Here is a 13345-nt window from a genome sequence, read left to right on the forward strand (position 1 = left end):
GGCTATACTTAAATGGCGTTAAGGCGTTTATGCGGCTGCCTACTCTCTTTCTACTGCAAAGGTAGCCCCTATCATTTCCATTGCAAAATTGTCTTTTGCCTGGTAATACCCCACTTTGGGGTAAGGTGTTGCTCCTACTTTCTTTTTCTCCATAGTAGCCGAAATTCCGAAGTTAATTTTTTTGCAACCTAGCCCATTCGCCCGTTTGATAACCTGATAGAGCGTCTGCCGGTAAACGTTGTACTCCAGCAGGTATTCATAGTCCATGCCTATCAGCATGAAGCTGTATACCTGTGCCGCATTGAGGTGGCAGAAAGCCACGGAAACAGGCTTCCGGTGCATCGAGTGCTCCTCTTTGAAGTAAAGGACAATAAATTCCCAGGAGTCATCTTCATTCAGCAGGTGAAAGAGCCTGTCGGGGAAAAGGAAGTTGTTGATAGCAAAGTTGTTGCTCTTCACATTCCTGAACAGGCTCATGGCGTACTGCAGTTCTTCTTCTGTGAGGCGGCTCTTCACCTGCACATCGTAGAAATGCTCATACCGTTTGATTTTCTGCACAAAGTTCTCCCTGCCCTTTTTGGAGAGCGTCTGTCGGAACTCCTGTTCTGTTTTCCAGCCCAGGTTCTCCACCACGCATGATTCCGGCAGGTCCATTTTAACGAAGTCCTGCTCTACCATAAATTCATCCATCTCCGGGTCACCGGCTGCCAGGTCGCGCAACATGATACTGCTGGCGCCTTCCCGCTCCTGCTCTTTGTACAATTCTGCCAAAAACGTCTTAAGAGCTTCTTTCCAATAAGGACTTTCCCTGTCCAGGTACAAGTGATCGCCCTCTGTGAACAGGCTGCCCAGCACAATGCCTGTTGAGGTGAGGTAATATGGGTTCGCCTCACGTTCCCGCTCGATCATCCTGGAGATGGACGCCTGCGAGAACATATCCTCCTTCACCAATCCAACCATGGCAAAGGTCATCAAAACAGTCTCTCCCTTCGGATCCTCAATAACATAATACCGGAAGCCCCAGTTGCTCTCCTTCTCAGCGTTATTCCTGAACGACTCTTCCAGGAACTTCATGCCATTCCAGTCGAACATGCCCCTGTTGCCCAGGTAGCTGTTCCAGGTCACACGGTCTATCGCTTCGATGGAAGTATAACGATGAAGCGATAGCTTGTTAGCTGCTGCAGGAGTGGCCGGTGCAGCCGCAGCAGCCAGCACCGGCATTTTAAAGGCTTTCCGGATATTTTCCTGCGTTTGCCCGGTGGCAGCCATTGCCATATCAAAATGAAGCTTTAGTTTGCGCACCAGCTCTTCAATGTCCTCATAAGAATTGCTCAGGGAAATTGTAATGCGCACGCCAATGTTTTTGGCCGGCACAGCCGGGAAAGTAGCCAAGTTTACGTAGATGCCGTCGCTCAGCAAAGCCTGAACCAGGTGGTTGCCCATATCCATGGTGCCGGTACCGATATAGAAGATCGGGCTCTCGCATTCGTGCACCAGCGGCAGGTCCGTTTTCCGGAGCAGTTGGTTGAAGTAAGCGATTCTGCGCTGCAGTTCTTGCTGCAGCGTATATATTTCCTCGCTCAGGTGAATGCGGGCAGAGGCAATGGCAGCCCCAAGGGTGGCCGGCTCAATCTGCACCGAAAAAGTAAGCGGGCCACCGAAGTTGCTCACCTTATCATACCACTCCCTGTTGGGGAAAAGGGACAGGCCACCGCAGGCCCCGAAAGCCTTTCCAAGGTTCGCCGTCAGAATCATCTTGCGGTAAAGGCCGTCCGGCATCTGGCTCATGGCATAGCCAGTGCCGTTTTTACCTGCCCAACTCATGCCGTGCGCATCGTCAACGTACAGGTAGAGCTGCTCATACTTTTCAGCCAGGGCAATCATCTCTTTTATGGGTGCAAAGTCACCGTACATAGAATACACACTGTCTGCCATGTACCAGATGCGCTCGTACTTGCCTTTCTGCTTTTTAATGCGGTCCTCGAGCATCTCCAGGTTGTTATGGCGTACCATCTCCACAGTCACGCCCTGGCCCAGCATTTTCTTGACGGCCTCCTGCACACTGGCATGCACCTGGTGGTCGAGTATAACCAGGTCAGACTGCCGGATAATACTTGGGATGGTGGTAAGGTGGGCAAGCGTACAGTTTTTTGAAATGACGGCCGGCACCTGGTACAGCTGCTCGATGAGCTCCTCCAATTCGCGGTAAAGCGGGTTGGAAACATACGTACGCGACATGGGAAACTGGGTACCAAATCGTTCAATGGCCTCGATAGCGCCACGTTTTACAGCGGGGTGGTGCTCCAGGCCCAGGTAGCCGCAGGTGCCAAAATGAAGATTTTTTTTGCCATGCAACGTCAGATGCCCCCCTGTAAGCTGCTGATCTTCTGCGTGCAGGTGAATTATCCCCTTCTTTTTAGAAACAGTCAGCACCGCGTCTACCGTATCTATGATGTTGTTGTGTCTTATTTTTGCCACCTAATTTGAGTATTTTTGCATTTCTAATGATGAACAACTGAACCGTCAAATGATTCAAGGCTGAATGGCAAATTTCGAGAAGAATCCTAACATCAGATCTACGGAACACTTAGAACTTTTTGTGGAGGGTGGGATTTTACACTGCATTTACAAGGAGGTAGACATGGTGGACCTGGAATATGCCCAAGCCTGTGTAAGTGAGCGTCTGGCGTTTATCGACGGGAAAGCCTACCCCAGCCTTTTTGACATTACCCGCATCAAGCAGTCCACAAAAGAAGCCAGGGACTTTATGGCTAACGAAGGAAATGATCTCGTCTCTGCCAGCGCTATCCTGATTGGCTCGCCGATGTTGAAAATGACGGCTAACTTCTACATCATGGTAAACAAGCCAAAAAATCCAACACGCATGTTCACCGACCGAAAAAGCGCGCTGGAATGGCTGTCACAGTTTAGTGCCTGATTGTATCATTCCCCTGACAGCGGCTTTCCTTTTATGTCTTTTAGGATTTAGCTTAGTCCGTTTCATACTTTGTAAGCCCGTTTTAGTGCCGTCTCCAACCACCCCCTACCCCTCCTTGGCTAAGGCGGGGAGTCTGTAGTAGCTTTGGCTAAAGTATAAGTTGAATAGCCACGGTTCTCGCGCGGACAGGTCGCGACCTGTCCCTACAACGTATAAACCCACCCCAGCCCCTCCGAGGAGGGGAATTGTCTGCTAACGATTACATCCCCCTACCCCCTTCAAAGGGGGACTTTGGCTGAAGTTGCATCAGTTGATGCTATCGAATGCTTCCCAGCCTTTGGGTTGAGCGCCTTCTAGATTTCCGGTGCCCGTCCAGGGCATTGCGACGTCAGGAGCAAAGGAAATGTAGACAGCGCGATGCCCTTATCGAGGGCCCCTACCCCCAAGGCGAGGCCTCCCGGCCTAGGAGGGAGCCAAACTGGAGATGAAACACTAGCTCATGTTAGGCTGGAGGATGAGCTGTGGTTTGGAAGTATAGCTTCGTTCAAGTGGATTGTAGCGACGGCTATGAAAGTATAACCGGCAAGTATATATTGGGAAGTATAATAAGTATAGCCGAAGTGTGAGTATGGCTTTTCAAGCCAGTTGGGTTGCAAACCCAACATCATAGTGAGGCACGGGTTACAAACCCGCGCCAGCGAGAGGAATGGAAGTATAGCAATCAAAGTATAATTGCTGCTACTATTACTCCCTAAATCGGATTTAGAGCAAAGGCTGCCCCTAAAAGCGCAGGAAAGCCTTTTTGCAGGCAGAAGGAAGCGAGTATGAACTGCTAATTCAGGAAAACCTTACCCAAAGTGGAGGCAAGCGCAACTACGCCGTAAATTATCAAAAACCACCTGAAGAGCTTTTTACGTCCGACCGTGTTCCTGAGCCACGGGTATAACAGAAAGTATAAGCATCCCAGTACGATGAACAGCAATGCCAGGGACCTTAACATGCACTTATTATTTATGAGTTAAAAAACGCGGGGCAGAAAGCAATCCAAGAGGCCTTTATACTTACCCCTGCTGCTCCTGTTGAAGCAACCAAGCACTGGCTGTGCCTAATGCCTAAGCCTTGCAAGTAAGGCATAGCAAATTAAATTTCCTATCTGTTGCCGCTAGCAGTTGGCGAATCTGAATTTTAGGCTAAACTTTGCAAACTTTTTAGAGTTAACTGTAGCATGATGGATTTTATACTCCTCCTGGTGGGCTTTGTAGCCTTGATATTTGGTGCCAATAAGCTTGTGGATGGCGCCTCAAGCCTCGCCGTCAGGCTTGGTATCCCTAACATCGTTATCGGTCTTACGATTGTGGCTTTCGGCACCTCGGCACCTGAAATGGTCGTGAACGTGTTTGCCTCTTTGAGCGGCAACACAGACATGGTACTCGGCAACGTACTGGGCAGCAACATCTTTAACGTACTTGGCATCCTAGGTATCTCTGCCCTTATTTATCCGCTCACCGTTAAATCCAACACTACCTGGCTGGAGGTTCCGCTTAGCTTGCTGGCGGCGGTGGCGGTGCTGGTACTGGCCAACGACGCGTTCCTGGACGAGGCAAGCGCAGACACCATCTCCAGAACCGATGGCATTGTGCTGCTGCTTTTCTTTTCTATTTTCCTGGTTTATAACATCACACTGGCCGTTGGTGGCACGAATGAGGAAGAGACGCCAGCTACGCAGTATACGGTGCTAAAGTCAAGTTTATACTTGGTGCTGGGCCTGGCAGGCCTTATTATAGGGGGCCGGCTCATCGTGACGAGTGCCGTGAACCTGGCGCAGCTGCTGGGACTGTCTGAGCGCGTTATCAGCCTGACCATCGTGTCTATCGGCACCTCGCTGCCGGAGCTGGCCACTTCGGTGGTGGCGGTACGCAAACGCAACGTAGACATTGCCATAGGCAACGTGGTAGGCTCCAACATCTTCAACATCTTCTTTATACTTGGCGTCTCCACTGTTATCACGCCATTGCCTGTGCACGCAGGCTCCATCACAGATATCTCGGTGAACATCCTGACGAGCCTGCTACTGTTTGTCTTTATCTTTACTGGGAAGGGAAGGCAGGTGGTGCGCTGGGAAGGTGCCGTGCTGCTGTTGGGGTACGTAGCCTACCTGACCTGGCTTCTTATACAACAGTAGCAGCTTTTTAATCCGGAACAATTAAACAATGTTGTTCTGCCATTAGCAGAAGCAGCCTATACTCCCGATATAACCTTCATCGGGAGTATAGGCTGCTTCTTATCGCTGTTAATAAAAAAAGGAGCTCCTTTTAAGGGAGCTCCACACACACATCCTGAATCCTCAGAAAGCTTACATCCTGCACCAGCCGCGCCTACAATGTGCGTTGCAGCACGCCCCGGCTATCATGTTACACTATCCGGATCCTATGAAGTAACTTTAAAAACGGTTCTTATACTTACCCGGAGCCCAGCTGTCTTCAGGGCAAAGCCCCTCACCTGGCGTACTCAAAATTACGCCCCTGCCTTTCTGGGAATCCGGCTGGCCGGGCCTTCGTAGCGGATGAAAAAGTTGATCCAGATGACTCTGGATAGCCGGAAAATAATGGGTAGTAAACCTACCATCAACACCACTATCACACCTATCATCATGCCCATGGTTACCTCCCCCACAAAGTGGTGTAACAAAAAGAGGAGAACCAGGAAAATGCCCACATTGAAGGCGAAGCTCACATACATGGCTCCGTAGTAAAAACCTGGCTCCGGCTCATAGGTCTGCCCGCATTTTGGGCAGTTTTTGTGCATGTCTGCAAACTTGGTAGTGTACAAAGTGCCCGAGGGGAACATAGCTCCCTCACGACAACGCGGACATTTTGCAGTGACAATACTGTATAGTAAAGAGTTTCCCTCGCTCATGGCCAATAACCTTGATTAGTGATACAACAAAGATACAACAACTAAAGAGCATAAGCTCGGCATAAAAATGATTAAATGCTGTACTTTTATGCCCAGTTATACCTTAGTAACAAGTACAGCGCATGAACTGTTGCTAAAACCCGTGGCAAGCCTGAAGCAAACATGCAGAAAGAACATTTACCGATATACCAGATTCAGGATTTTGAGGCCCTCAGCCAGAAGGAACGGTATTTCTATTTCAGTTCTTTTGCCACCCACCTGCAGGAGCACCAGTTCATCCGGGAGCCCCACAAGCACGATTTTTACATCATCATGATGGTAACCAAAGGCACGGGTGTCCATACCATCGATTTCAGGGAATATGAGGTAAAGCCAGGAACGGTATTTTTCATGACGCCGGGGCAGGTGCACAGCTGGGATCTGTCAGCCGATGCGGACGGCTATGTCATCTTCTTTACGCATGGGTTCTACTCGCGGCAGTACCCTGACAGGGTGCTCTATGACTACCCGTTTTTCAATGCCCTGCTCTCCACCCCTGTGCTAAGCCTTTCAGACGTTGATGAGGAAGTACTGCGGCCTGTCCTGCTACGGCTGGAGCACGAGTATGAAGGCGACAAACCCATGCGAGGCGTCATGCTTAGCCGGTACCTGGATATCCTCATGATTGAGCTGACGCGCCTTTTCCAGCCATCCGAAAGTATAGCCGGAAGCACCGGAAGGGATCAAACGCTGCTTCAAAACCTGGAGCGGCTCATCGACCTGCACTACAAAGCGCATCAGCCGGTGGCCTTTTACGCAGAGCACCTGCATGTAACCCCCAAGCACCTGAACGAAGTCTGCAAGAAAAAACTCGGCAAAACCACCAAGGAGCTGATCCAGCACCGGCTTTTGCTGGAGGCGCAGCGGCTACTGGTGCACGCCGACTTAACCAGCTCTCAGATAGCGTCAAAGTTGGGCTATCTCGACAACGCCTATTTTTTCCGTTTCTTTAAGAAGCAACTTGGCTGCACGCCCGAGCAGTTCAGGGCCATGAACCAATAGTTCGAGAACTTACAAGCGTGGCAAAGTATAAAATCAGCACCTGCGTGACCAAAGTCACAGACTAGGGCGAGTATTAACCGGACCTTTGTACTGTTATCAGAGCAACGTATTAGCTGTAACTATATGCTGTTGCTGGTTCTAACAATACACCATTCATCAACCAACTTAAATCTATGCTTGAGTTTCTGAGTCAACCTTGGCCCTGGTATGTATCGGGTATAGTGATAGCACTAGTTATGGTGCTGCTGCTCTTCTTCGGGAAATCGTTTGGCTTCTCGTCTAACCTGCGGGTGATTTGTGCGGCCTGTGGTGCAGGAAAGTATGCCAGCCTCTTCGATTTTGACTGGCGCGCCCAAACCTGGAACCTGCTTTTCCTGGTGGGAGCCATCATCGGCGGCTTCATCAGCTCCGAGTTTCTATCAGACGGTGAGGCCGTGCGCATCTCGCAGGCAACCATACAGGACCTGCGCCAGCTCGGTATTGCTGCGCCGAAGGGGCTGCAGCCGGAGGAAATCTTTACTTTAGAGTCTGTACTGAGTGTGAGGGGATTTCTGATACTGCTACTGGGCGGTTTTATGATCGGTTTCGGGTCGCGCTACGCCGGGGGCTGCACCTCGGGCCACGCCATCAGCGGGCTCTCTAACCTGCAGCTGCCCTCGCTCATCGCTGTGGTCGGTTTCTTTATTGGGGGCCTGATTACCACCTGGCTGCTGCTACCACTTATTTTTTAATGAATAATTTGTAATGAGTAATGAATAATTCAATTCTGATTTAGCTATTCATTTCTTATTGGAAATTAATCGTTCGTCTTTAATCCCAAGAAATTAAAATACCGTGAAAGGAATAAAATTTATACTTACCGGCATCCTGTTCGGCATCGTGATGAGTAAGTCGGAGGCCATATCGTGGTTCCGCATCCAGGAGATGTTCCGCTTCCAGTCGTTCCACATGTATGGCATCATCGGTACAGCCGTGGTGCTGGGCGTTATCATCACTTACCTGATTAAGAAGTATAAGCTACGCGATTACCAGGGCAATCCTATTGTGTTTGCGCCGAAAGAAAAATCCGTTTCGCGCTATTTGTTCGGGGGCATTATCTTCGGGTTGGGCTGGGCATTGGCCGGTGCGTGTCCGGGGCCGCTGTTCGTGAACCTTGGCCACGGCTACTGGGCTTTCCTGCTGGTGATCTTCGGTGCAGTAGCCGGCACTTTTACCTACGGCCTTATCAAAGAGAAGCTTCCGCATTAAGAACCACATAGGCTAAAAGTAGAATACTCCGTGAAAGCCGCCTGCAGAGATGCAGGCGGCTTTCTGGTTTTCAGACGAAGTATAAAATTGTGCTTTCTTATACTTGTTACCTCTTTTTCTATTGCTCTTGCAAATAAGCGTTTAATAGCACCTTTTTAATCGTGCTTAATAAGTGATTCATAAAGGACAGCTTGTAAAAGCATCATCCTCCAAAGTACAAATTGCTGTGTTAACCGGCTCCTGCCCTACCCACACTTCTCTCCTGACATCATTGTATCCCCGCTTGTTCGCGTTCCGGTTCACCATGCCGCCCGGACCTTGCCTGACGGCACGTGTACTTTATAACATAGTATGTGTATGCCAGCCTGCGGTTGGTGTAATACCAAATTCTTAATGCATCTACCTGCGTACTTTCCTCATATCAATCATTTAAAACCTTAAAACTTAACCTTTATGAGAGCAAGTCGCTTACTCCCCCTGGCTGCATTAGCCGCCATTTTTACATTCTCCTCGTGCCAAGAAGAGGAACAAGTCGTTTCCAATGACGAAATCTCACAACTAACCCTGGACCAAATCAGTGAGTTGGGCTTTAACACCCAGCAGGTAGAACGTATTGCTGAGGGCTACCTGGTTGAGGGTGACATCATCCTGACAGAGGAAAACCTGAGGGGCTCTGCTGAGGCAAAAGCGCTTCGCGTTGGCGAAGAGGAGCAGTACCGCACCTCCAACCTGGTGAATGTTGGCACAAGCCGTACGATCAACGTCGCCATCAGTTCCAGCCTTCCTTCATCCTACGTAACGGCGCTGGATGAGGCGATTCGCCGCTTTAACGCCGAGAACCTGCGCATCAAGTTCCGCCGCGTGTCCTCAGGGTATAACATCCTGGTGTCGAAAGCACCAAGCGGCTCCTCTTACCTGGCCTCTGCCGGCTTCCCTTCCGGTGGCAATCCCTACAACTCAATCAGGGTGAACTCTGATTACCTGGGCAGTAACCCCGGCACAAGCTACTTGGCAACTATCCTGGCGCACGAGATTGGCCATACCATCGGCTTCCGCCATACGGATTATATGAACAGAAGCTATAGCTGCGGCGGCGCGTACTACAACGAGGGAGCCTCTACAGTAGGTGCTATCCATATTCCGGGCACACCGACAGGTGCCGACCCTAACTCCTGGATGCTTGCCTGTATCGGCACCGGCCAGAACAGACCTTTCAACTCTAACGACAGAACCGCGCTCAACTACCTGTACTAATCTGTACTTAGGAACTAATCAAGCATACATCACATCACACCCCGCCCTGCTGGCTACCGGCATGGGCGGGGTGTTATTTTTGTGTAAGAGGTTTCAGGGATGTTCTGGCTGTTCAAACAGCAGGACTTTTGTAATACCGGGTCCAACCACCCCTTGCCCCTCCTTGGCTAAGGCGGGGAATCTGTAATTACGTAAGTTGAAGTATAAGTTTTGTAGCCTCAGTTCTCGTGCGGACAGGTCGCGACCTGTCCCTTCAAAGTATAAACCCACCCCTAGCCCCTCCCAAGAGGGGAATTATTCTTGCTGCTTTCTCTGTCATCTCGAGTACTCTTGAGGCGAGAGCCGAAAAGAGCCAGCGAAGCTGTGAGAGATCGACTTGGAATCCTATCCAGATCTCTCCCATTGGTCGAGATGACAGTAGTGGCAGCGGCTATCGAATGATTCCCAGCCTTTGGGTTGAGCGCCTTCTAGATTTCTGGTTTCGCTTCAGCGAAATTGCGACCGAAGGGCAGCAAAGGAAATGTAGACAGCGCGATGCCCGAAGGCGAGGCCTCCCGGCCTAGGAGGGAGCCAAGTAGGAGATGAAACGAGTCGCTTGTGTGAACTAAAGGATGAACGATGGCTTGAAAAGTATAGCTTGTGTCAAGTGGAAGGAAGCAGCGACTAGGGAAGTATAAACCAGCAAGTATAATGCGTACGGACTCGGAAGTCCGCAGTAGCCCAGGTTCCAAACAAGGATGTCCGAAGCAGCGGCTATGAAAGTATAAAGTATAGGCTGGCAAGTATAAAAGTATAGCCGGAGTTAAAAATATGGCTCTGCGGGCCAGTTGGGTTAAAAAGCCGCGCCAGCGAAAGGGACATCTGAGCCAAGTAAGTATAGCCAAACTATACTTCTGCCATACTTACCGTACCTGCACTCTCTCCACCAGCAAATCACCTTTTTCAGTTCGCACACGAATCAGGTATAAACCTGCCTGCAGTTGCAGGGTAGAAATCTCCTTTACCATCCCCTCCCGGGTGCCCCGGTACAGCAGCCTGCCCAGCTTATCGACTAACTCCACCTGCGCTGTTTCGCTGCTGAGGGCAATAAAGAGCGGCTGACCGGCCTCCACGGGGTTCGGGTAAACCAGCATTTGCCCGGCGCCAGTATGCACCACTTCCTCGGGCTGGCTGTAGAAAGTCAAACCACTCGCTGTCGTCAGTTTTACCCTGTACACGTTCTTACCAGATCCAGGGGATGAGTCCTCAAGTTTAAAATCCTGCGCGTTCACCGGACTTACGGACTTGAGCGGACGGAATGAGCCATCATCGAGCCGCTCTAGCGTAAGGGAAGCTAACTGGTGAGTAGAAGACAGCTGCAGTTCGAGCACCACCTGATCTGTAACATAACTGGTGGCCAGGAAACTGGCAACGTAACAAGCCGCGCCCTCCTCCTCATAGTTCACCGAGATACTTTTCATCCCGGTTTTGCCCGCCACAACGGGGGCAACTGCCAGATAACCCGGACTCAGCGCCTGCAGCTGTTCCTCGCCGAGTACCAGCAGCGTGTCCGACAGCAGCGCCAGCGGCTCCAGGTAAGCTTCGCCCAGTTTGTATACCTGATACTGCGTGTCGGCAGAAAGCTGCGGCCAGTGTACCATGACCTGACCCGGGCAGGCATACCCAATCGTCAGAGGCAGCGGCTTGCTCAGTAGAAACGTGTCCGACTCCAGCACCTCCCCTGCCATACTTAAGCGCACCTGTACTTCGGCCACTGTGTCCGGCGCCTGCCAGTCATAGCCAAAAGTTGTGGCGTCCACTCCTTCGGCAATCAGCTGCCATACATCGTTCCCGGCTATGCGGTACTCCAGGCGTGCGTTGCCCTGCTGCATGCCTTGCCAGCGAATGCGGTTTACCTGACCCGCAATCAGGCTGCTTCCCGCTACAGGGTACTTCCATTCCGCGTCTGTTTCGAAAGTATAAACCAGGGCAAAAGGCTGACGCCCGCTAAGCACCCGGTGTCCCTGCACCTGCAGTTCATACACGCCGGCCTTTGGGGAGGCCAGTGTCACCTGCTCCACGTTATTGATACGGTCTTTGCCGCGCCTGGCCGGTTGCCGCAGCGAATCGGGGTACGCGTAAGCGCTCAGCACCCACGGCTCCCACACCTGCCCGGTGGCAGCTTGGCGCAGGCTCAGATCCAGATCGTGGATAAGGGCCTGCTCTTCTCCGGCCTCAGCTGCCGGGTCGTGCCACACCAGGGTGGCTTTGAGGCGGCGCACACCAGCAGGCACCGAAATGCGGAAAGTTAGCTCCTGCCCCTGCGCTATATTTTCAGTGATGTATTGCCTGTTCCTGGTGGTGCGGATGGCGCTCAGGGCGTTGGCGTTTCCGAAGCCGGCCTCAAAATCCACCTCCGGCCTGCCCACATCGTCTGCGCTATTGATGAGAATGGCCTTAACAAGAGAGGCTGGCGGCAGTTGCGACTCGTGCTGTTCCCTATAAGCTTGCTGCACCAGTAGTGCAATGCCCGAGACAACTGCCGCAGCCTCTGATGTTCCTCCCTTTCCGTAGGCTGTCAGTTCTGGTTTCACCCGGCCATCGTAGGCCGGGCCCTTCGAACTTCTGGCTCCTATACTTCCATCCGGGTCTAAAGCTCCTACGCTCAGGGAGTTTTTTGATTGCTTGAATTGCCCTGTCAGGTTGGCAAAACCAGGAATACCGGCATACTTGCCTGTCGCGCCTGCCTCGCCCCCGCTGTTGCCGGAGGAGAACACGTGCAGTAGCTGAGGCGCCTCGATAACCTGCGCATCATAGGCCTGTGCCTCCAGCCCATAATAATTCTCCACCCCCACGCCATAGGAATGGTTTTGCACGCTCACCCCTGCCTGAAGCAACTGTGCGGTCGGGTCCGGCAAGAGCTCTTCCATACTGGAGGAAGTTAGTTTAGCGCCGGGTGCTACGCCAAGTCCCAAAGGGCCTGAATTGCCTGCCCCCGCTATGTAGGTAGCCATGGTGGTAGCGTGTGGCGAGTATCCGTCCGAGGCTTCCGCAGCAGCGATCGTACGGCCTCTCAGGTCCAGGTCGGCCGGGTCGAAGGGACGCTCCTTTACCGAAGCCACCAGCCCTTGGCCCATCAGCTGCGGGTACTGGCTATGGACGGCAGGAATATGGTTGGCCGACAAATCCGCATTGCGCAGCTCGGCTTCCTCAGTGGGTTGCCTGTTTCCCTGGTCTATGTACTTTACAGCCGGACAGGCGGCAAGCTCACGAAGCTGGGCAGCATTTAAGCCTGATATCAGCAGCAACTGCGGCGTCCTGGGCTCTGCGTATACTTTGGCGCTGATGTTATACTTTCGCAGGCATTCCTCCAAAGCCTCTCTGCTGGTTACCTGCAACCTGTAAGTAGTTGGCCGGTCGCTGCCAGTTGTGAGTGCCGGTGCTAGCCTGGACCTGACCTGCGGGGTTTGCCCCTGCACGCCCAAGGTTACCAACGTGAGACAGGCGAGCAAAACGCCCTTCCAACTTGCGTTGATGCGCCACTTACGGAGCCTCTTATGCATCATAGGTTTGCCATTCTAAATCAGAAGTATGCGACAAGTATGGGCAGAAGCGCCTATTAATACTTTCCTGCCCGCTCCATACCACTAATAGATTGATATTACGTATTGCCCGCATCCCCAAACAGAATATTACACCAACTCCCCCTTCCGCCTGACAAACTTGCTAGACTTTACCAAGCGATGCATCCGCGCTGCTGCCTCTTTTCTGAGGCCCAATTACGCGCTAATTAACATCATCCAAGACTTGCTGCGCCACAAATCAGTTAGCTGCGTATAGGACTGATGCCCGGCACAGATTTGCTGGCTACTACTTGCACTATACTTTATTTTTTGTACTTTATGACCGGAACTCAGCTACACAGACACCCGAACAAGAAGCATTTAGGATGTTATATATATATCGCTT

The 13345-nt window shown here is 51.6% G+C and carries 9 protein-coding genes; 6 read left to right on the forward strand and 3 right to left on the reverse strand.

Annotated features, from left to right (window positions below):
* Positions 1–39: 39 nt before the first annotated feature.
* Positions 40–2478, reverse strand: a complete 2439-nt coding sequence (locus BM040_RS02995; RefSeq protein WP_092098871.1) for a bifunctional aminotransferase class I/II-fold pyridoxal phosphate-dependent enzyme/GNAT family N-acetyltransferase — start codon at positions 2476–2478, stop codon at positions 40–42.
* A 64-nt stretch (positions 2479–2542) separates the two neighbouring features.
* On the opposite strand from BM040_RS02995, the gene BM040_RS03000 reads away from it, so the two are divergent.
* Positions 2543–2938, forward strand: a complete 396-nt coding sequence (locus tag BM040_RS03000) for a DUF7793 family protein (protein WP_139217749.1) — start codon at positions 2543–2545, stop codon at positions 2936–2938.
* Between the two features lie 1228 nt (positions 2939–4166).
* Positions 4167–5120 carry a calcium/sodium antiporter gene (locus BM040_RS03005; protein WP_317040150.1) on the forward strand — a complete coding sequence of 318 codons (954 nt, stop codon included), beginning with the start codon at positions 4167–4169 and terminating at the stop codon, positions 5118–5120.
* Between the two features lie 332 nt (positions 5121–5452).
* Here the strand turns inward: BM040_RS03005 and BM040_RS03010 are convergent, their stop codons facing one another.
* Entirely contained in the window at positions 5453–5743 is a 291-nt protein-coding gene (locus BM040_RS03010) for a DUF983 domain-containing protein (RefSeq protein WP_245756078.1), read from the reverse strand.
* Between the two features lie 273 nt (positions 5744–6016).
* On the opposite strand from BM040_RS03010, the gene BM040_RS03015 reads away from it, so the two are divergent.
* The 4 genes from BM040_RS03015 (at position 6017) to BM040_RS03030 (ending at position 9397) form a co-directional block, all read left to right on the forward strand.
* Positions 6017–6895: a helix-turn-helix domain-containing protein gene (locus BM040_RS03015; protein ID WP_092098884.1), complete on the forward strand. Its 879-nt coding sequence runs from the start codon at positions 6017–6019 to the stop codon at positions 6893–6895.
* Between the two features lie 173 nt (positions 6896–7068).
* Positions 7069–7626, forward strand: coding sequence for a YeeE/YedE family protein (locus tag BM040_RS03020; protein WP_092098886.1), 558 nt, complete (start codon positions 7069–7071; stop codon positions 7624–7626).
* 103 nt (positions 7627–7729) lie between these two features.
* Complete coding sequence (locus BM040_RS03025) at positions 7730–8143, forward strand: DUF6691 family protein (protein WP_092098889.1); 414 nt, start codon at positions 7730–7732, stop codon at positions 8141–8143.
* Positions 8144–8596: 453 nt separating this feature from the next.
* Complete coding sequence (locus BM040_RS03030; protein WP_092098891.1) at positions 8597–9397, forward strand: M57 family metalloprotease; 801 nt, start codon at positions 8597–8599, stop codon at positions 9395–9397.
* A 902-nt stretch (positions 9398–10299) separates the two neighbouring features.
* Here the strand turns inward: BM040_RS03030 and BM040_RS03035 are convergent.
* Positions 10300–12942: a S8 family serine peptidase gene (locus BM040_RS03035; RefSeq protein ID WP_092098893.1), complete on the reverse strand. Its 2643-nt coding sequence runs from the start codon at positions 12940–12942 to the stop codon at positions 10300–10302.
* Positions 12943–13345 lie beyond the last annotated feature (403 nt).

It is taken from the genome of Pontibacter chinhatensis (assembly GCF_900113285.1).
GTDB classification, from domain to species: Bacteria; Bacteroidota; Bacteroidia; order Cytophagales; family Hymenobacteraceae; genus Pontibacter; species Pontibacter chinhatensis.

Coding starts and splice junctions, on each gene's coding strand:
- BM040_RS03015 (WP_092098884.1), top strand. CDS start 6,017: ATGCAGAAAGAACATTTACCGATATACCAGATTCAGGATTTTGAGGCC.
- BM040_RS03030 (WP_092098891.1), top strand. CDS start 8,597: ATGAGAGCAAGTCGCTTACTCCCCCTGGCTGCATTAGCCGCCATTTTT.
- BM040_RS03005 (WP_317040150.1), top strand. CDS start 4,167: ATGGATTTTATACTCCTCCTGGTGGGCTTTGTAGCCTTGATATTTGGT.
- BM040_RS03020 (WP_092098886.1), top strand. CDS start 7,069: ATGCTTGAGTTTCTGAGTCAACCTTGGCCCTGGTATGTATCGGGTATA.
- BM040_RS03000 (WP_139217749.1), top strand. CDS start 2,543: ATGGCAAATTTCGAGAAGAATCCTAACATCAGATCTACGGAACACTTA.
- BM040_RS03035 (WP_092098893.1), bottom strand. CDS start 12,942: ATGATGCATAAGAGGCTCCGTAAGTGGCGCATCAACGCAAGTTGGAAG.
- BM040_RS03010 (WP_245756078.1), bottom strand. CDS start 5,743: ATGCACAAAAACTGCCCAAAATGCGGGCAGACCTATGAGCCGGAGCCA.